Here is a 22,895-nt window from a genome sequence, read left to right on the forward strand (position 1 = left end):
AAGGGTCGGCTCTGGCGCAGCATAGGCAACTTTGCCCAGCTGCGCCTGCCCGTCAGCTGTTGTTGTTGTCGATCTTGATGGTCGGGTCGGCGCCGCTGATCAACGAGTTGATCGAGGTGTGCGACCAGTCCACTCCCTCCAGCTTGATGCTGACATCGGCGTTGGCCAGGCCGCCGGCAGCGTTGAGCTTGCCCTCGGTACTGATCTGCAGGGTCGATTCGCCACCCACGGTGGTGATCTTCAGGTAGTTGTCGATGGTCGTGCCGCGTTCACCTTGCAGCAGGTCGGTCAGGTCGAGGCGATCGCCTTCGCTCAGCTTGAAGTCCTTGATCACGTCCTGGCCGATGTCGCCGGCTTTCCACACGAAGGTATCGGCGCCAGCGCCACCGCTGAGGATGTCGTTGCCCTTGCCGCCGATCAGGGTGTCGTTGCCAGCCCCGCCAAACAGCAGGTCGTTGCCTTCGCCACCGAGCAAGGTGTCGTTGCCGGTGCCGCCGAGCAGGATGTCATTGCCCTTGCCACCGTCGATGTAGTCGTTGCCCCCCTGGCCAAAGATGATGTCGTTGCCGCCCCCGCCCATCAGGGTGTCGGCGCCGTCGTTGGTGCGCGACAGGTCGAAGTCGGTGTAATGCTCGGAGATGTACTGGTGCATCACCTTGGCATCCACCAGGCTCGCGTCCACGCCCAGCTTGGTCGCGACGAAGGCCTGCACGGCTTCGATGCCGCTACCGGGTATCGAGTCGAAGCTCACCAGGTCGCCGAAGATGATGTCGTGGCCATCGCCGCCGTTGATCGTATCGGCACCGGCAATGGTCTGGTCGGTGTGGCCGAGGATCGCATCGGTGATCTTGGTCGGGTCGACGTTGACCTGCGGTACGCCGTCGCTGTCGAACGGCTTCAGGTCGGTGCTGCTGATGCCCGTGCCGACGCCGACGGCCTCGACCGACGACAGTGCCGAGAGCAGCGCAAAGCTGGAGGTGGCGTTGGTCAGGGTGTCGCTGGTCGTGCTGCTGCCGGTGCCGGCCAGTTTCGACAGCTCGTAGCCGCCGTTGCCTTCGGCGTGGATCAGGCCGGTGGTCACGGCACTCCACTTGTAGCTCAGGCTCAGCAGGTCGAAGCTGCGGGTTTCGGCGGTGAGCTTGCCGGTGGCGTCGATCGACACCCGGTTGCTGGCGTCCAGCTGGTAGTTGGTCAGGGTGTCGCCCATCTTGTAGCTGATGTTGCTCAGCAGCGTGTCGAGCTTGACCGAGCTGTTGGCCAGGGCCGGGTTGGTCTGCTCGCCGGTCTGGTAGTAGGTCGGCTGGCCATCGGTGAGGAAGTAAGTCTGGTTGGTGCCGGTGACGCCGGCGTTCTTCAGGCTCTGGAACCAGTTGGCCGTGGTCTTGAAGGCGTCCTCGTAGTTGGTGCCGCCGTCCGCGCTCATGCCGCTCAGGGCATTGAGCAGGATCTTGAGGCCGGCATCGTTGAGGGTGACCGCCACGGTGCTCTTGACCTGGGTGCCGAAGTCCACCAGCAGCACATTCACCGTGCCGACCCCGGTGGCCTTGGCATCCGCCAGCAACGCCTGGAACGTGGTGGCCAGCGATGCCTTGGTTGCCTCGATGCCGGTGGTACTCATGCTGCCCGAGGTGTCGACGATGAAGGCGAGGTTGTAGTTGGTGCCGGCGGCCATGTGCAGGCCGGCGGTGTCAGCGATGATGATGTCGTCGCCGTAGGTGCCGGTGGTGTTGTCGCTCGCGGTGGTCAATTGGGAGGTGGTGTAGGTGTCCGGGTACACCGTGACCTTGAGCGTGCCCTCGGTGGTGGCAAAGCTGCCGCCGACCGACTCGGTGGACGTCGAGGTGACCTTCACATCGAACTGGCCGCTGTAATAGGACGGTGTCTTGATCGTCAGGCTGCTCAGGGTCCAGCCGCTGACGTCGACTGCCGTGGCCCCCACGGTAGCGCTATGCCCGGCGCTGTCGCTGATCACCGAGCCCGCCGGAATGCCTCCCAGCTTGACGCTCAGGGCCTCGGAGCCGTCTGTGTCGGTCAGGCTGCTACTGATGCCCACCAGCTTGACGCTGCCGTTCTCCGGCCCCTCGTTGAGCTTGTAGCCATCGTAGTAGCCCTGGCCGCTGCTGCCATGCAAGTCGGACAGCGTGACGCCGGCGTTGGCCAGGGCAGTGACGTTCGGGTACATCGCGATGCTGGTGCTGTTGAAGTCGCCCACCGTGCCGCTGCCAACCTTGATATTGACGTCATAGCTGCCAGGGCCCGCCTGGTTGGCGTGGTAGATCTCCAGGGTGTAGTAGCCACTGGTAGTGGGCGTGTAGGTACCTGACACAGTGCCGCCAGCGCCCCAGGTGGCGGTGACCACGTTCTTGCCGCCAATGTTCACCAGCAGGCTGTCATCGGCGCTGCCGCTGAAGGTGTAGGTCTTGCCGGCTTCCAGGTACACCAGGCCGGACGTCTTCGAACCGCTTTGGGCCGCAACGCTGGCATCGGACTGCACATTGGTGGTGGTCTCGGACTTGGTGGCGGTGCCCGAGTTGGTGAATACCGTCTTCAGCGCATCGCCGGTTATGCCGTTGCCGTTGTTGCCCAGGCCGGTGAGGGTCGTCCAGGTTTCCTTGGTCAGGCCCAGCGAATTGACGTTGTTGCTGCCGATGCTCAGGGTCGGGGCGTCGGCCACCGGGGTGATGTCCACCTTCAGCGTGGTCTCAGTACCCGGGGTCATGCCGTCAGTGGGTTTGAACTTGATCTGCGCATAATCAGCCTGGTTGTTGCCCACGCCAGTGCCGCCATAGCCGTCAACGCCCGACTGGTTGGCCAGCGGCACGAACTTGAGCTTGCCGGCAGCGATATCGGCCTGGCTCACGGTCTGGTTGACCGTCACGTTCACCCAGGCGGTGCCGTTGTTGTACTGCAGGGTGCCGAGGGTCGGCAGCTGGGTGATGGTGACCCCCAGGCTCGAGGTGGGGCTGTCGACGTCGGTGACGTTGAAGTTGCTCCAGTTCAGCACCAGCGCGGTGTCCTCGACACCGGTGACGACACCCCCGGTGGACACTGGGGCATCGTTGACCGCCACCACGTTGACCGTGGTGGTCGCGGTATTGGACACATTGACCCCGTCGGTGACCGTGACCGTGATGATCCGCGGTGTGGTGCTTGGGTCTTCGCTGGTGTTGACGAAGGTGATGTTCTTGATCGCCTGCATGTAGTCGGCCAGCGAGGCGTTGCCTGTCAGGGTCAGCACTACCTTGCCGGCGGTCACGCTGGAGGTAATGGTGATGCCGTTGACGCTGCTGCCCAGGTTCAGCGCATCGCCGGCCTGGGCGTTGGTCAGGGTGACTGTGGCGCCGGCCATCTGTGTGCTGTCGAAGTCGGTGATGGAGATATCCAGGTCACTGATCGAGTTGCCGCTGCCGTTTTCGGTGAAGGTGGTCTGGAAATCTGCACCGGTCTTGCCGCTGGAGTCGTTGGCGTCGAGGTCCAGCACCGGGGCCGGCTCGTACAGCTGGGTGGTGATGCTGCCGGCGGTGCTGCTGACCGCCAGCCCCTCGAAGTTGCCGCCGGTGGCCGAATCGATCTTGATGGTGAACTGCTCGGTGCCTTCGGTGACGTTGTCCTTGATGGTCGGGAGGGTGAAGGTTGCCTGGTTGCTGTTGGCCTTGATGGTCACCGTGGCCACGCCGGTGTAGTCGACGCCGTTGGTGGCGGTGCCGCTGTAGCTCAATTTGACCACCACGTCGGTCTGCGGAGGATTGCTCAGGGTCAGGGTGTAGGTGGCGTTGTTGCCCTCGGCCACGGTGGCGGAGCCGGTGATGCCGAGGATGGTGGTGTTCAACGTATCGGTCACGGCGGTGACCGCTGGCGCCGGGTTCACCACCAGGCTTTCGAAGTTGCCGCCGGTGGCGTTGGTGATGGTGGTGCTGACCGTGGTCGCGTCGAGGTAGACGTCATCGGCGGGTGCGGCCACGCTGACGCTGCCGGAGGACTGGTTGGCGCCGATGCTGATGGTCTGGCCGTTGCTCAAGGTCACGGTGACGGCGGTCTGTGCCGGGTTGGTCAGGGTCGCGGTGTAGACGATCTGGCCGCCTTCGGCCACGGTGGGTGTGGCGGTCAGGGTGACGGTGGTGGTGTCCTGCACGTCGGTGACGCTGGTGCTGAGCACGGCCTTGTTTGCTACCAGGTTCTCGTAGCTGCCACCGGAAACGCTACTGATGCCGTTGGTGACGGCGGCATGGCCCTGATACACATCATTGGTCACGGCAGCTGTGGTGCTGCCGGAGCTCTGGCCGACTGGAATGGTGATGGTCTGGCCATTGGTCAGGGTCACGATCACCGGGGTCATGGTGACTGCAGCACTGACGGTGGCGGTGTAGATGATGGTGCCACCCTCGGCCACCGATGGCGTGGCGCTCAGGGTCACGGTGGTGGTGTCCTGCACATCGGTGACCGCGGTGCTGACGCTGGCGGTGTTAGCGACCAGGTTTTCGTAGCTGCCGCCGGACACGTTGGTGATGCTGTTGGTGACCGGAGCGTGGCCCAGATAGACGTCGTTGGTCACACTGGCGGTGGCGGTACCGGCGCTCTGGCCCACTGGAATGGTGATGGTCTGGCCGTTGGCCAGGGTCACTGTCACGGCGCTGCCAGTGACCGGCGCGCCGACGGTTGCCGTGTAGGTGATCGTGCCGCCCTCGGCCACGGATGGCGTGGCCGTCAGGGTGACAGTTGTGGTGTCCTGCACATCGGTGACGCTGGTGCTGACCGGCGTCTGGTTGGCCACCAGGTTTTCGTAGTTGCCACCGCTGACGGCGGTGATGCTGTTGGTGACCGGCGCATGCCCCTGATAGACATCGTTGGTCACGCTGCCCGTTGCGGTGCCTGAGATCTGGCCGACCGGGATGGTGATGGTCTGGCCATTGGCCAAGGTCACCGTCACTGGGCTGCCGGTCACAGCAGCACTGACGGTTGCGGTGTAAACGATGGTGCCGCCCTCGGCCACCGACGGTGTGGCGGTCAGCGTGACGGTCGAAGTGTCGATGGTATCGCTGACATTGGTCACCGCTGGGGTGCTGTTGACCGCCAGATTCTCAAAGTTGCCCCCCGCGGCGTTGGTGATGCGGGCGCTGACCTGACCGGCATCCAGGTAGGGGTTATCGCCGTGCGTGGCGACGCTGACGCTGCCGGAGGTCTGGTTGGCGCCGATGGTGATGGTCTGGCCGTTGCTCAGGGTGACGGTCACCGGAGACTGCGCGGCGTTGGTCAGGGTCGCGGTGTAAACGATCTGGCCACCTTCGGCCACGCTCGGCGTCGCCGACAGTGAGACCGTCGTGGTGTCCTGAAGGTCGGTGACGCTGGTGCTGACCTGTGACTTGTCGGCGACCAGGTTCTCGTAGTTGCCGCCCGACACGTTGCTGATGCTGTTGGTGACTGGCGCGTGGCCCTGGTAGACATCATTGCTGACTGCGCCGGTGGCGGTTCCTGAACTCTGGCCGACCGGGATGGTGATGGTCTGGCCATTGGTCAGGGTGACTACGACAGGGCTACCGGTGACCGGGGCTCCCAGGGTAGCGGTGTAGGTGATCGTGCCGCCCTCGGCCACGCTTGGCGTAGCAGTGAGGCTGACAGTCGAGGTGTCGACGGTATCGGTGACATTGGTCACCGCTGGCGTGCTGTTGACCGCCAGGTTTTCGAAGTTACCGCCAGAGGCATTGGTGATGCGGGCGCTGACCTGACCGGCATCCAGGTAGGGGTTATCGCCGTGCGTGGCAACGCTGATACTGCCAGAGGTCTGGTTGGCGGCGATGGTGATGGTCTGGCCGTTGCTCAGGGTGACGGTCACCGGCGACTGCGCGAAGTTGGTCAGGGTGGCGGTGTAAACGATCTGGCCACCTTCAGCCACGCTCGGGGTCGCCGACAGCGAGACCGTGGTGGTGTCCTGCACGTCGGTGACGCTGGTGCTGACCGTCGTCTTGTCAGCCACCAGGTTTTCGTAATTACCACCGGACACATTGCTGATGCTGTTGGTGACCGGGGCATGGCCCTGATAGATATCGTTGCTGACGGCACCGGTGGCCGTGCCGGAGCTCTGGCCGACCGGGATAGTGATGGTCTGGCCATTGGTCAGCGTGACCACGACCGGACTGCCGGTGACCGGTGCCCCCACGGTGGCCGTGTAGAGAATGGTGCCGCCTTCGGTCACGGATGGCGTGGCCGTCAGGGTGACCGTGGTGGTGTCGGTCACATCGGTGACGCTGGTGCTGACTTGGGACTTGTCGGCCACCAGATTCTCGTAGTTGCCGCCACTGACATTGCTGATGCTATTGGTGACGGCCGCATGGCCCTGATACACATCGTTGCTGACGGCGGCCGTTGCAGTCCCCGAGCTCTGGCCGACCGGGATGGTGATGGTCTGGCCGTTGGCCAAGGTGACAACGACAGCAGAGCCCGTGACCGGTGCGGTCACCGTCGCGGTGTAGACAATGGTCCCCCCTTCGGCCACCGATGGCGTAGCGGTGAGGCTGACAGTCGAGGTGTCGACGGTATCGGTGACATTGGTCACTGCTGGGGTGCTGTTGACCGCCAAATTCTCAAAATTGCCCCCCGTGGCGTTGGTGATGCGCGCGCTGACCTGGCCGGCATCGAGGTAGGGGTTATCGCCGTGCGAGGCGACGCTGACGCTGCCGGAAATCTGGTTGGCAGCGATGGTGATGGTCTGGCCGTTGCTCAGGGTGACGGTCACTGGAGACTGCGCGGCGTTGGTCAGAGTCGCGGTGTAAACGATCTGGCCGCCTTCGGCCACGCTCGGTGTCGCCGACAGCGAGACCGTCGTGGTGTCCTGCACGTCAGTGACGCTGGTGCTGACCTGGGATTTGTCAGCAACCAGATTCTCGTAGTTGCCGCCAGTGACGTTGCTGATGCTATTGGTGACGGCCGCATGGCCCTGATACACATCGTTGCTGACGGCGGCCGTTGCGGTCCCTGAACTCTGGCCGACCGGAATGGTGATGCTCTGGCCGTTGGCCAGGGTGACCACCACCGCAGAGCCCGTAACCGGTGCGGTCACCGTGGCCGTGTAGACAATGGTACCGCCTTCGGCCATCGATGGCGTGGCGGTGAGGCTGACAGTCGAGGTGTCGACGGTATCGGTGACAGTGGTCACTGCTGGCGTGCTGTTGACCGCCAAATTCTCAAAGTTGCCCCCCGTGGCGTTGGTAATGTGCGCGCTGACCTGGCCTGCGTCGAGGTACGGATTATCGCCATGGGTAGCAACGCTGACGCTGCCAGAGGTCTGGTTAGCGCCGATGGTGATGGTCTGGCCGTTGCTCAAGGTGACGGTCACCGGAGACTGTGCGGCGTTGGTCAGGGTCGCGGTGTAAACGATCTGGCCGCCTTCGGCCACACTCGGGGTCGCCGACAGCGAGACGGTGGTGGTGTCCGACACATCGGTGACGCTGGTGCTGACCTGGGTCTTGTCAGCCACCAGGTTCTCGTAGTTACCGCCAGACACGTTGCTGATGCTGTTGGTGACTGGCGCGTGGCCCTGGTAGACATCATTGCTGACTGCGCCGGTGGCGGTTCCTGAACTCTGGCCGACCGGGATGGTGATGGTCTGGCCATTGGTCAGGGTGACTACGACCGGGCTACCGGTGACCGGGGCTCCCAGGGTAGCCGTGTAGAGGATGGTGCCGCCTTCGGTCACGGACGGCGTGGCCGTCAACGTTACGGTGGTAGTGTCGGTCACATCCGTGACGCTAGTACTGACCTGGGATTTGTCGGCCACCAGATTCTCGTAGTTGCCGCCGCTGACATTGCTGATGCTATTGCTGACGGCCGCATGGCCCTGATAGACGTCGTTGCTCACCGCGCTAGTTGCGGTGCCTGAGCTTTGGCCGACGGCAATGGTGATGGTCTGCCCATTGGCCAGGCTGACCAAGACCGGGCTGCCAGTAACCGGCGCGCCTACGCTGGCCGTGTAGGTGATAGTTCCGCCCTCGGACACGGATGGCGTGGCCGTCAGGGTGACGGTGGTGGTGTCAGTCACATCGGTGACGCTGGTGCTGACCTGGGTCTTGTCTGCGACCAGACTCTCGTAATTGCCGCCGGAAACGTTGCTGATGCTGTTGCTGACCGCGGGGTGTCCCTGATAGACATCATTGGAGACTACAGCGGTGGCGGTTCCCGAGCTTTGCCCGACTGGAATGGTGATGGTCTGGCCGTTGGCCAGGGTGACCACCACCGCAGAGCCCGTAACCGGTGCGGTGACCGTGGCCGTGTAGACGATGGTCCCGCCTTCGGCCACCGATGGCGTGGCGGTGAGGCTGACAGTCGAGGTGTCGACGGTATCGGTGACAATGGTCACTGCTGGCGTGCTGTTGACCGCCAAATTCTCAAAGTTGCCCCCCGTGGCGTTGGTAATGTGCGCGCTGACCTGGCCTGCGTCGAGGTACGGATTATCGCCATGGGTAGCAACGCTGACGCTGCCAGAGGTCTGGTTAGCGCCGATGGTGATGGTCTGGCCGTTGCTCAAGGTGACGGTCACCGGAGACTGCGCGGCATTGGTCAGGGTGGCGGTGTAAACGATCTGGCCACCCTCGGCCACGCTAGGCGTTGCCGACAGCGACACCGTGGTGGTGTCCTGCACGTCAGTGACGTTGGTGCTGACCGCCGTTTTGTCGGCCACCAGGTTTTCGTAATTGCCACCGGACACGTTGCTGATGCTGTTGGTGACCGAGGCATGGCCCTGATAGACATCATTGCTGACGGCGTCGGTGGTCGTGCCGGAGCTCTGGCCGACCGGGATGGTGATGCTCTGGCCGTTGGCCAGGGTTACCACGACCGGGCTGCCGGTGACGGGAGCACCGACGCTGGCCGTGTAGAGGATGGTCCCGCCCTCGGCCACGGACGGCGTGGCTGTCAGCGTCACTGTGGTGGTGTCCTGAACATCGGTGACCGTAGTACTGACCGTGGCGGTATTGGCGACCAGGTTTTCATAGTTGCCGCCGCTGACGGCGGTGATGTTGTTGGTGACCGGAGCGTGCCCCTGGTAGACATCGTTGCTCACGACTCCGGTGGCGGTGCCGGAACTCTGGCCGATCGGGATGGTGATGGTCTGCCCGTTGGCCAGGCTGACCACCACTGGGCTACCGGTGACCGGAGCACCCACGGTGGCGGTGTAGAGGATGGTCCCGCCTTCGGCCACGGAGGGCGTGGCCGTCAGGGTGACGGTGGTGCTGTCCTGGACATCGGTCACCGTGGTGCTGACTGTCGCCTTGTTCGCCACCAGGTTTTCATAGTTGCCGCCTGACACATTGCTGATGCTGTTGCTGACTACGGGATGTCCCTGATAGACGTCGTTGGATACTGCCGTCGTTGCGCTCCCCGAGCTCTGCCCGACCGGAATGGTGATGCTTTGGCCGTTGGCCAGGGTGACCACGACGGCAGAACCCGTAACCGGAGCGGTCACTGTCGCGGTGTAGACGATGGTCCCGCCTTCTGCTACCGATGGCGTAGCGGTCAGGCTCACGGTCGAGGTGTCGATGGTATCGGTGACGCTGGTCACCGCTGGCGTGCTGTTGACCGCCAGGTTTTCGAAATTGCCGCCTGATGCGTTGGTGATGCTGGCGCTGACCTGGCCGGAATCCAGGTAGGGGTTATCGCCGTGCGTGGCAACGCTGATGCTGCCGGAGGTCTGGTTGGCGCCGATGGTGATGGTCTGGCCGTTGCTCAGGGTGACGGTCACCTGAGATTGTGCGGCGTTGCTCAGAGTCGCGGTGTAAACGATCTGGCCACCTTCGGCCACGCTCGGGGTTGCCGACAGCGAGACCGTGGTGGTGTCCTGCACGTCCGTGACGCTGGTGCTGACCTGGGATTTGTCAGCGACCAGATTCTCGTAGTTGCCGCCGCTGATACTTGTAATGCTGTTGGAAACTGCCGCGTGCCCCTGATAGACATCGTTGCTCGCGGCGCCGGTGGCCGTGCCGGAGCTCTGGCCGACCGGGATGGTTATAGTCTGGCCATTGGTCAACGTGACCACCACCGGACTGCCGGTGACCGGTGCACCCACAGTGGCGGTGTAGAGGATGGTGTCGCCTTCGGCCACGGATGGCGTGGCCGTCAGGGTGACTGTGGTGGTGTCCGTCACATCCGTGACGCTGGTACTGACCTGGGACTTGTCGGCGACCAGGTTCTCGTAGTTGCCACCGCTGATATTGCTGATGCTGTTGGTGACGGCCGCATGGCCCTGATAGACATCGTTGCTCGCGGCGCCGGTGGCAGTCCCCGAGCTCTGGCCGACCGGGATGGTGATGGTCTGGCCATTGGTCAGCGTGACCACCACCGGACTGCCGGTGACCGGAGCGCCAACGGTGGCGGTGTAGAGGATGGTGCCGCCTTCGGCTACGGACGGTGTGGCGGTCAGGGTGACGGTGGTGGTGTCGACGGTATCGGTGACGCTGGTCATCGCTGGCGAACTGTCGACTGCCAGGTTTTCGAAGTTTCCGCCCGACGCGTTGGTAATGTGTGCGCTGACCTGGCCGGCGTCGAGGTACGCGTTATCGCCATGGGTGGCGACGCTGACGCTGCCGGAAATCTGGTTGGCAGCGATGGTGATGGTCTGGCCGTTGCTCAGGGTGACGGTCACCGGCGACTGTGCGGCGTTGGTCAGGGTGGCGGTGTACACGATCTGGCCACCTTCGGCCACGCTCGGGGTTGCCGACAGCGAGACCGTGGTGGTGTCCTGCACGTCCGTAACGCTGGTGCTGACCGTAGTGGTGCTAGCCACCAGGTTCTCGTAATTGCCACCACTGACGGCGGTGATGTTGTTGGTGACCGTGGCATGGCCCTGGTAGACATCGTTGCTCACTGTGCCAGTAGCAGTACCGGAGCTTTGGCCAACGGCAATGGTGATGGTCTGCCCGTTGGCCAGGCTGACCACCACTGGGCTGCCGGTGACCGGCGCACCCACGGTGGCCGTGTAGAGAATGGTGCCGCCTTCGGTCACAGACGGCGTGGCCGTCAGGGTGACCGTGGTGGTGTCGGTCACATCGGTGACGCTGGTGCTGACCTGGGACTTGTCGGCCACCAGATTCTCGTAGCTGCCACCACTGACATTGCTGATGCTATTGGTGACGGCTGCATGGCCCTGATACACATCGTTGCTGACGGCAGCCGTAGCGGTCCCCGAGCTCTGCCCGACCGGAATGGTGATGCTCTGGCCGTTGGCCAGGGTTACTACCACCGCAGAGCCCGTAACCGGTGCGGTCACTGTCGCGGTGTAGACAATGGTCCCGCCTTCGGCCACCGATGGTGTGGCGGTCAGGCTCACGGTCGAGGTGTCGATGGTATCGGTGACACTGGTCACTGCTGGCGTGCTGTTGACCGCCAAATTCTCAAAGTTGCCCCCCGTGGCGTTGGTGATGCGCGCGCTGACCTGACCGGCATCCAGGTACGGGTTATCGCCCTGGGTAGCAACGTTGACGCTGCCAGAGGTCTGGTTGGCGCCGATGGTGATGATCTGGCCGTTGCTCAGGGTAACGGTCACTGGAGACTGCGCGGCGTTGGTCAGAGTTGCGGTGTAAACGATCTGGCCACCTTCAGCCACGCTTGGCGTCGCCGACAGCGAGACCGTGGTGGTGTCCTGCACGTCGGTGACGCTAGTGCTGACCTGGGATTTGTCAGCAACCAGATTCTCGTAGTTGCCGCCAGTGACGTTGCTGATGCTGTTGGTGACGGCCGCATGGCCCTGATAGACATCGTTGCTGACGGCACCGGTAGCCGTGCCGCTGCTCTGGCCGACCGGGATGGTGATGGTCTGGCCATTGGCCAGGCTGACCACCACTGGGCTGCCGGTGACCGGCGCACCCACGGTGGCGGTGTAGAGGATGGTGCCGCCTTCTGCAACCGATGGCGTGGCGGTCAGGGTCACGGTTGTCGTGTCCTGTACATCCGTGACAGTCGTATTGACCTGGGTCTTGTCGGCGACCAGGTTTTCAAAGTTGCCGCCCGTCACATTGCTGATGCTGTTACTGACCGCCGGGTGGCCCTGGTAGACGTCGTTGGACACGGCAGCAGTGGCGGTGCCGGAGCTCTGGCCGACTGGAATGGTGATGCTTTGCCCGTTGGCCAGGGTCACCACGACTGCGGAGCCGGTTACGGGGGCTGTCAGCGTGGCGGTGTAGACGATGGTCCCGCCTTCAGCTACCGATGGCGTAGCGGTGAGGCTGACAGTCGAGGCATCGACGGAGTCGGTGACTTCAGTCACCACTGGCGTGTTGTTGACCGCCAGATTCTCGAAGTTACCGCCCGATGCATCGGTAATGTGTGCGCTGACCTGACCGGCATCCAGGTAGGGGTTATCGCCGTGCGTGGCAACGCTGATACTGCCAGAGGTCTGGTTGGCGGCGATGGTGATGATCTGGCCGTTGCTAAGGGTGACGGTCACCGGCGATTGCGCGGCGTTGGTCAGGGTGGCGGTGTAAACGATCTGGCCACCTTCGGCCACGCTCGGCGTTGCTGACAGTGAGACCGTGGTGGTGTCCTGAACGTCGATGACGCTGGTGCTGACTTGAGACTTGTCTGCGACCAGACTCTCGTAATTGCCGCCACTGACATTGCTGATGCTATTGGTGACGGCTGCATGGCCTTGATACACATCGTTGCTGACGGCAGCCGTAGCGGTCCCCGAGCTCTGTCCGACCGGAATGGTGATGGTCTGGCCGTTGGCCAGGGTGACCACGACGGCAGAACCGGTGACCGGTGCGGTGACCGTGGCGGTGTAGACGATGGTCCCGCCTTCGGCTACCGATGGCGTGGCGGTGAGGCTGATAGTCGAGGTGTCGACGGTATCGGTGACATTGGTCACCGCTGGCGTGCTGTTGACCGCCAGGATTTCGAAGTTGCCACCCAATGCGTTGGTAATGTGCGCGCTGACCTGGCCTGCGTCGAGGTACGGATTATCGCCATGGGTAGCAACGCTGACGCTGCCAGAGGTCTGGTTAGCGGCGATGATGATGGTCTGGCCGTTGCTCAGGGTGACGGTCACCGGAGATTGTGCGGCGTTGCTCAGAGTCGCGGTGTAAACGATCTCGCCACCTTCGGCCACGCTCGGGGTTGCCGACAGCGAGACCGTGGTGGTGTCCTGCACGTCAGTGACGCTGGTGCTGACCTGAGATTTGTCAGCAACCAGATTCTCGTAGTTGCCGCCGGAGATGTTATTGATGCTGTTGGTGACCGCGAGATGGCCCTGATAAACGTCGTTGGATACCACAGCCGTGGCGATCCCTGAACTCTGGCCGACCGGAATGGTGATGCTCTGGCCGTTGGCCAGGGTTACTACCACCGCAGAGCCCGTAACCGGTGCGGTCACTGTCGCGGTGTAGACAATGGTCCCGCCTTCAGCCACCGATGGTGTAGCGGTCAGGCTGACGGTCGAGGTGTCGACGGTATCGGTGACATTGGTCACCGCTGGCGTGCTGTTGACCGCCAGGTTTTCGAAATTGCCGCCTGATGCGTTGGTGATTCTGGCGCTGACCTGGCCGGAATCCAGGTAGGGGTTATCGCCATGCGTGGCAACGCTGATGCTGCCGGAGGTCTGGTTGGCGCCGATGGTGATGGTCTGGCCGTTGCTCAGGGTGACGGTCACCGGAGACTGCGCAGCGTTGGTCAGGGTCGCGGTGTAAACGATCTGGCCACCTTCGGCCACGCTTGGTGTCGCCGACAGTGAAACCGTCGTGGTGTCCTGAAGGTCGGTGACGCTGGTGCTGACCTGGGATTTGTCGGTGACCAGGTTCTCGTAGTTGCCACCGCTGACATTGCTGATGCTGTTGGTGACGGCTGCATGGCCTTGATACACATCGTTGCTGACGGCAGCCGTAGCGGTCCCCGAGCTCTGCCCGACCGGGATGGTGATGGTCTGGCCATTTGTCAGCGTGACCACCACCGGACTGCCGGTGACCGGAGCGCCAACGGTGGCGGTGTAGAGGATGGTCCCGCCTTCGGCTACGGACGGTGTGGCGGTCAGGGTCACGGTTGTCGTGTCGGTCACATCGGTGACGGTGGTGCTGACTTGGGACTTGTCGGCGATCAGGTTCTCATAATTGCCGCCGGAAACGTTGCTGATGCTGTTGCTGACCGCGGGATCTCCCTGATAGACGTCATTGGCGACTACAGCTGTGACGGTTCCCGAGCTTTGCCCGACTGGAATGGTGATGGTCTGGCCGTTGGCCAAGTTGACCACCACCTCAGAGCCCGTAACCGGTGCGGTGACTGTGGCGGTGTAGACGATGGTCCCACCTTCAGCTACCGATGGTGTGGCGATCAGGCTGACAGTTGAGGTGTCGACGGTATCGGTGACGCTGGTCACCGCTGGCGCGCTGTTCACCGCCAGGTTCTCGAAGTTGCCTCCTGTGGCCTGGGTAATGTGCGTGCTGACCTGGCCTGCGTCGAGGTACGGGTTGTCGCCATGGGTAGCAACGCTGATGCTGCCAGAGGTCTGGTTGGCGCCGATGGTGATGGTCTGGCCGTTGCTCAGAGTGACGGTCACCGGAGACTGTGCTGCGTTGGTCAGAGTCGCGGTGTAAACGATCTGGCCGCCTTCAGCCACGCTCGGGGTCGCCGACAGCGAGACCATGGTGGTGTCCTGCACGTCGGTGACGGTGGTGCTGACCGTCGCGGAGTCAGCCACCAGATTCTCGTAATTGCCACCGGATACATTGCTGATGCTGTTGGTAACGGCTGCATGGCCCTGATAGGCATCGTTGCTGACGGCGCCGGTGGCAGTCCCCGAGCTCTGGCCGACCGGGATGGTGATGGTTTGGCCATTGGCCAGACTGACCACGACTGGACTGCCGGTGACCGGTGAACCTACGGTGGCCGTGTAGAGGATGGTCCCACCCTCGGCCACGGACGGCGTGGCCGTCAACGTTACGGTGGTGGTGTCGGTCACATCGGTGACGGTGGTGCTGACCTGGGACTTGTCGGCGACCAGGTTCTCATAATTGCCGCCTGACACATTGCTGATGCTGTTGCTGACCGCAGGATGGCCCTGGTAGACGTCATTGGAGACTGTTGCGGTGGCGGTGCCGGAACTCTGGCCCACCGGGATGGTGATGCTCTGGCCGTTGGCCAGAGTCACTGTCACGGCGCTACCAGTGACCGGCGCGCCGACGGTTGCCGTGTAGGTGATCGTGCCGCCTTCGGTTACGGACGGTGTGGCGGTAAGGGTGACGGTGGTGGTGTCCTGGACATCGATTACCGTGGTACTGACGGTCGCATTATTGGCGACCAGGCTTTCGTAATTGCCGCCACTGACTGCCGTGATGTAGTTGGTGACTGGGGCATGGCCCTGATAGACATCATTGCTCACTGTGCCTGTGGCGGTGCCGGCGCTCTGGCCGACCGCAATGATGATGGTTTGCCCATTGGCCAGGCTGACCACCACTGGGTTACCGGTGACCGGAGCATCGACGGTGGCGGTGTAGAGGATGGTGCCGCCTTCGGTCACGGATGGCGTGGCCGTCAGGGTGACCGTGGTGGTGTCGGTCACATCGGTGACGGTGGTGCTGACCTGGGACTTGTCGGCGACCAGGGTCTCATAATTGCCGCCTGTCACATTGGTGATGCTGTTGCTGACCGCAGGATGGCCCTGGTAGACGTCGTTGGAGACTGTTGCAGTGGCGGTGCCGGAGCTCTGGCCCACCGGGATAGTGATGCTCTGGCCGTTGGCCAAGGTGACCACGACGGCAGAACCGGTGACCGGTGCGGTGACCGTGGCGGTGTAGACGATGGTCCCGCCTTCGGCTACCGATGGCGTGGCGGTGAGGCTGACAGTCGAGGTGTCGACGGTATCGGTGACATTGGTCACCGCTGGCGTGCTGTTGACCGCCAGATTCTCGAAGTTGCCACCCGTGGCCTGGGTAATGTGCGTGCTGACCTGGCCTGCGTCGAGGTACGGGTTGTCGCCATGGGTAGCAACGCTGATGCTGCCAGAGGTCTGGTTGGCGCCGATGGTGATGGTCTGGCCGTTGCTCAGAGTGACGGTCACCGGAGACTGTGCTGCGTTGGTCAGAGTCGCGGTGTAAACGATCTGGCCGCCTTCAGCCACGCTCGGGGTCGCCGACAGCGAGACCATGGTGGTGTCCTGCACGTCGGTGACGGTGGTGCTGACCGTCGCGGAGTCAGCCACCAGATTCTCGTAATTGCCACCGGACACATTGCTGATGCTGTTGGTAACGGCTGCATGGCCCTGGTAGACGTCGTTGGACACGGCAGCAGTGGCGGTGCCGGAGCTCTGGCCGACTGGAATGGTGATGCTTTGCCCGTTGGCCAGGGTCACCACGACTGCGGAGCCGGTTACGGGGGCTGTCAGCGTGGCGGTGTAGACGATGGTCCCGCCTTCAGCTACCGATGGCGTAGCGGTGAGGCTGACAGTCGAGGTATCGACGGTGTCGGTGACATTGGTCACTGCTGGGGTGCTGTTGACCGCCAAATTCTCAAAATTGCCCCCCGTGGCGTTGGTGATGCGCGCGCTGACCTGGCCGGCATCGAGGTAGGGGTTATCGCCGTGCGAGGCGACGCTGACGCTGCCGGAAATCTGGTTGGCAGCGATGGTGATGGTCTGGCCGTTGCTCAGGGTGACGGTCACTGGAGACTGCGCGGCGTTGGTCAGAGTCGCGGTGTAAACGATCTGGCCGCCTTCGGCCACGCTCGGCGTCGCCGACAGCGAGACCGTCGTGGTGTCCTGCACGTCAGTGACGCTGGTGCTGACCTGGGATTTGTCAGCAACCAGATTCTCGTAGTTGCCGCCAGTGACGTTGCTGATGCTGTTGGTGACGGCCGCATGGCCCTGATAGACATCGTTGCTCGCGGCGCCGGTGGCCGTGCCGGAGCTCTGGCCCACCGGGATGGTGATGGTCTGGCCGTTGGTTAGGGTCACCACAACCGGGCTACCGGTCACGGGCGCGCCGACGGTGGCGGTGTAGACGATGGACCCGCCTTCGGCCACAGACGGAGTGGCCGTCAGGGTCACGGTTGTGGTGTCCTGTACATCCGTGACAGTGGTACTGACCTGGGTCTTGTCGGCGACCAGATTTTCAAAGTTGCCGCCCGATGCATCGGTAATGTGCGCGCTGACTTGGCCTGCATCGAGGTAGGGGTTATCGCCGTGCGTGGCGACGCTGACGCTGCCGGAAATCTGGTTGGCAGCGATGGTGATGGTCTGGCCGTTGCTCAGGGTGACGGTCACCGGCGACTGTGCGGCATTGGTCAGGGTGGCGGTATAAACGATCTGGCCGCCTTCGGCCACGCTTGGGGTCGCCGACAGCGAGACCGTGGTGGTGTCCTGCACGTCGGTGACGCTGGTGCTGACGGGGGCCTGATTGGCGACTAGGTTCTCGAAGTTGCCGCCGCTGACACTGGTGATGCTGTTGGAAACGGCCGCATGCCCCTGGTAGACGTCGTTGCTGACGGCGCCCGTGGTGGTGCCATAGCTTTCGCCGACCGGGATGGTAATGGTCTGCCCATTGGCCAGACTGACCACAACCGGGCTACCGGTAACGGGCGCGTCTACGGTGGCGGTGTAGAGGATGGTCCCACCCTCGCCCACGGACGGCGTGGCCGTCAGCTCGACGGTGGTGGTGTCCTGAACATCGGTCACCGTGGTACTGACCGTGGCAGTATTGGCGACCAGGTTTTCATAGTTGCCGCCGCTGACGCCGGTAATGTTGTTGGTGACTGGCGCATGAGCTTGATAGACGTCGTTGCTCACTGCGCCGGTGGCAGTCCCCGAGCTCTGGCCGACGGGGATAGTGATGGTCTGGCCGTTGCTGAGGGTGACTACCACCGGGCTGCCGGTAACCGGCGCACCCACGCTGGCCGTGTAGGTGATGGTTCCACCCTCGGCCACAGACGGCGTTGCGGTCAGGGTGACGGTGGTGGTGTCAGTCACATCGGTGACGCTGGTGCTGACCTGGCTCTGATCGGCGACAAGGCTCTCGTAATTGCCGCCGGAAACGTTGCTGATGCTGTTGGTGACGACCGCATGGCCTTGGTAGGCGTCATTGCTGACGACAGCCGTCGCGGTGCCAGAGCTTTGGCCGACCGCGATGATGATGGCCTGACCATTGGTCAGTGTGACCACGACCGGGCTGCCGGTAACTGGCGCGTCTACGGTGGCGGTGTAGAGGATGGTCCCGCCCTCGGCCACGATTGGCGTGGCCGTGAGTATGATGGTGGCGGTGTCCTGAACATCGGTGACCGTGGTGTTGACCGTAGCGGTATCGGCGACCAGGTTTTCGTAGTTGCCACCGCTGACGGCAGTGATGTTGTTGGTGACCGGGGCGTGACCCTGGTAGACATCGTTGCTCACAGCCTCGGTAGCGGTGCCCGAGCTCTGGCCAACAGGGATAGTGATGGTCTGACCGTTGGCCAGACTGATCACGACCGGGCTGCCAGTGACCGGGCTCCCTACACTTGCGGTGTAAGTGATGACCCCGCTTTCGGTTACCGATGGCGTGGCGGTCAGGGTCACGGTGGTGGTGTCTTGCACATCGGTGACGGTGGTGCTGACCGTCGCGGCATTGGCTACCAGGTTTTCGTAATTGCCGCCGGACACGCTGCTAATGCTGTTGATGACGGGTGCATGGCCCTGATAGGCGTCATTGCTCACAGCCGCTGTGGCGGTGCCGCTGCTCTGCCCGACGGGAATGGTGATGATCTGGCCGTTGGCGAGAGTGACCACCACGGCGGAGCCGGTCACTGGCGCATTCACCGTAGCGGTGTAGACGATGGTGCCGCCTTCGGCCACGGACGGCGTGGCCGTCAGGGTGACGGTCGAGGTGTCCATGGTATCGGTGACGCTGGTCACCGCTGGCGCGCTGTTCACCGCCAGGTTCTCGAAGTTGCCTCCTGTGGCCTGGGTAATATGCGCGCTGACCTGGCCTGCGTCGAGGTACGGGTTGTCGCCATGGGTAGCAACGCTGATGCTGCCAGAGGTCTGGTTGGCGGCGATGGTGATGGTCTGGCCATTGCTGAGGGTGACGGTCACCCGCGACTGTGCGGCATTGGTCAGGGTCGCGGTGTAAACGATCTGGCCGCCTTCAGCCACGCTCGGGGTCGCCGACAGCGAGACCATGGTGGTGTCCTGCACGTCGGTGACGGTGGTGCTGACCGTCGCGGTGTTAGCCACCAGATTCTCGTAATTGCCACCGGACACATTGCTGATGCTGTTGGTAACGGCCGCATTGCCCTGATAGACATCGTTGCTGACGGCACCGGTAGCCGTGCCGGAGCTCTGGCCGACCGGGATGGTGATGGTCTGCCCGTTCGCCAGGCTGACCACAACCGGGCTACCGGTGACGGGCACCCCGACGCTTGCGGTGTAGAGGATGGTGCCGCCTTCTGCAACCGATGGCGTGGCGGTCAGGGTCACGGTTGTCGTGTCCTGTACATCCGTGACAGTCGTATTGACCTGGGTCTTGTCGGCGACCAGGTTTTCAAAGTTGCCGCCCGTCACATTGCTGATGCTGTTACTGACAGCCGGGTGGCCCTGGTAGACGTCGTCGGACACGGCAGCAGTGGCGGTGCCGGAGCTCTGGCCGACTGGAATGGTGATACTTTGCCCGTTGGCCAGGGTCACCACGACTGCGGAGCCGGTGACGGGGGCTGTCAGCGTGGCGGTGTAGACGATGGTCCCGCCTTCAGCTACCGATGGCGTAGCGGTGAGGCTGACAGTCGAGGTATCGACGGTGTCGGTGACTTCAGTCACCACTGGCGTGTTGTTGACCGCCAGATTCTCGAAGTTACCGCCCGATGCATCGGTAATGTGTGCGCTGACCTGACCGGCATCCAGGTAGGGGTTATCGCCGTGCGTAGCAACGCTGATACTGCCAGAGGTCTGGTTGGCGGCGATGGTGATGGTCTGGCCATTGCTGAGGGTGACGGTCACCGGCGACTGTGCGGCATTGGTCAGGGTCGCGGTGTAAACGATCTGGCCGCCTTCAGCCACGCTCGGTGTCGCCGACAGCGAGACCGTCGTGGTGTCCTGCACGTCCGTGACGGTGGTGCTGACTGGCGTCTGATCGGCCAGCAGATTTTCGTAGTTGCCCCCGCTGAACCCGGTGATGCTGTTTCCGATCGGCGCATGCCCCTGGTAGGCATCGTTATCCACAACCGCAGTGACTGTTCCCGAACTTTGCCCGACCGGGATGGTGACAGTCTGGCCATTGGCGAGGCTGACGACCAGCGGCGCGCCAGTCACGGGTGCATTCACGGTCACGGTGTAGACGATGGTGCCGCCCTCTGCGACGGCGGGGGTCGCCGTCAACGTCAGGGCGAGGCTGTCCGGCACATTGGTCACGCTGGTACTGACCGGTGTCTGGTCCGCCACCAGGTTTTCGAAGTCGCCCCCGCTGATCCCGGCGATGCTGTTACTGATTGCTGCATGCCCCTGATAGGGCTCGTTGCTTACAGTGGCCGTGGCCGAGCCGACGCTTTGCCCGACGGCGATGCTGATGGTCTGGCCATTGCTGAGGGTGACCACCACGGGAGCCCCCGTCACCGGGGCGTCGAGGGTCACGGTGTAGACAATGCTTCCACCCTCGGCCACCGAAGCTGTCGCACTCAGGGTTGCCCGCACGCTGTCCAGCACGTCGGTCACGCTGGTGCTGACCGGCGCGGGGTCGGCCACCAGGTTTTCATAATTGCCGCCACTGATCCCGATGATGCTGTTGGTCACCAGCGCGTGCCCCTGATACACGTCGTTGCTTGCGGTTCCCGTGGCCGTGCCGGCGCTCTGGCCGACCGCAATGGTGATGGTCTGCCCGTTGGCGAGGGTGATGAGCAGCGGTGAGCCGGTGACCGGCGCATTCACGGTGGCGGTGTAGACAATGGTCCCGCCTTCGGCTACCGAAGGTGTAGCGCTGAGCGTCACGGTCGAGGTATCGAGGGTGTCGGTGACCGTCGTCAGCGCCGGCGTACTGTTGAACGCCAGGCTCTCGAAGTTGCCGCCGCTGGCCTGGGTGATGCGCGCGCTGACCAACCCGCCATCGACATAGCGATCGTCGCCCGGTGCGGCCACGCTGATGCTGCCGGATGTCTGGTTGGCCGCGATGGTGATGCTCTGGCCGTTGCTCAGGGTGACGGTTACTGCGGTCTGGCCGGGGGTGCTGAGGGTCGCGGTGTAGATGATCTGGCCGCCCTCGGCCACGCTTGGGGTCGCGGTCAGGGTCACCGTGGTGGTGTCCTGCACTTCGTTGATCGTGGTGCTGACTGGCGCTGGGTTGGTGACCAGGTTTTCGAAGTTGCCACCGCTGACCGTGCTGATGCTGTTACTGACTTGTCCCTGCCCCTGATACACATCGTTACCCACCGGTACGCTGACCGTGCCGACGCTCTGGCCCACTGCCACGGTGATGGTCTGGCCGTTGGCCAGGGTCACCACCACCGGCGTGCCGGTGACCGGCGCCGAGAGGCTGGCGGTGTAGACGATGGTGCCGTTTTCGCTGGCCGAGGTGCTGGCTGTCAGGGTCACTGTAGTGGTATCGGCCGAATCGCTGATCACGGTCAGTACGGGCGCAGGGTTGGCCTCCAGGTGTTCGAAGTTACCCCCGGTCACGGAGGTGATGCTGGCACTGAGCGTGCTCGCGCCCTTGTACACATCGTTGGCCACCTGCAATGACACGCTGCCGCTGCTCTGGCCCGCAGCAATGCTGATGACCTGGCCATTGGACAGGCTGACCGTGACGGCGGTCTGCGCTGGGTTGCTCAGGGTTACGGTGTAGGTGATCGCCCCGCCTTCGGTCACCGTGGGGCTGGCGCTGAGGGTGGCGGTGGTGGTGTCGATGCTATCGACCACGAGGGTGCTGGCCGGGGTACTGTCGGTGCTGACGGGGAGTCCGCCACCAGTGGTGCCGGTGATGTTCACCGACAGCACACGGTCATCGACGTACACTGTGTCGTTGGCAGGCAACGCGACATTCACCGAGCCACTGGTCTGACCGGCGGCAATCACGATTACCGCACCATTGGACAAGGTCACGGTGAGGTCGCTGAGCGGGGCCTGGCCCACTGTTGCGACATAGACGATGGTGCCACCGTTCTCACTGATTGACGGCGTCGCGCTCAGTGTCACGGCCGTCCCCGTGTCCGCAGCCACGGTCGTGTCCACGCCGGCGAACTGCTCGAAACGCAGGCCCTCGCTGAAATTCAGCGGCCCGGTCTGGTAGCCGACCGTCGGGTCGACCCGCCCGGCGGTTTCCTCGAGCATGACGACACTGTGCCCGCCACCGAGGGCGCCACTGCTGCTGCCCGAAGACGTTGGGCCTGCTGCCGTCGCCTCCAGCGCCGTAGTCGGGTCGACGCCCGCCTGGATGGCCTGCTGCAGCTGTTCCACTGACGGCGCCGTCGGTGCTGTGGCCAGGCGCATATCGGTGCTGCTATCAGGGGTGCCGGCGCTCCACTGACTGTCGCGACCGAGGTCCAGGTAGCGTCCATCGGGCAGTTGCAGGGTAATGGCCCCCCCTACACCGGTCAGTACCTGCTCGCCCGCATACAGCCGATCGCCTTCGATAAGGACACGGCGGATGCCTTCTGGGGATACCGCGATGACTTGGCCAACAATACTCTTGACGATGGCGACTAGCGTGCTCATGGGGCTCTCCAGATGACTCGACCAGTATCTTCCATGCCCCGCTGACGGGTGTGTGGAGTGGTTAGAAAGTGTTTTTATTCAAGGGATATAAAAAGTTCGCACATGCAATGTCAGGGCTGCCTTTAAATGACGAAATATTGACTGCTCTTGTCCCGCTGCGAATGTGGGGCAATCTAAAGTCATATCGTTAATTAACCGCTTGCCAACTCTCACTTTCGTATTAGTTGTAATGTCTTTTTAGCGGATGAACCTGTGTGTTCGT

Annotated in this window: 1 protein-coding gene; it reads right to left on the reverse strand. The window is 63.2% G+C overall.

Annotated features, from left to right (window positions below):
* Positions 1-52: 52 nt before the first annotated feature.
* A complete protein-coding gene (locus OCX61_RS00675; protein WP_261944374.1) occupies positions 53-22,633 on the reverse strand; it encodes an immunoglobulin-like domain-containing protein in 22,581 nt (7,526 codons plus the stop codon).
* Positions 22,634-22,895: the final 262 nt, after the last annotated feature.

The sequence above is a fragment of the Pseudomonas sp. LRP2-20 genome, assembly GCF_024349685.1.
Lineage (GTDB): Bacteria > Pseudomonadota > Gammaproteobacteria > Pseudomonadales > Pseudomonadaceae > Aquipseudomonas.

Bases quoted from the DNA above. Each gene is read 5' to 3' on its own strand.
- OCX61_RS00675 (WP_261944374.1), bottom strand. From the start codon at position 22,633: ATGAGCACGCTAGTCGCCATCGTCAAGAGTATTGTTGGCCAAGTCATC.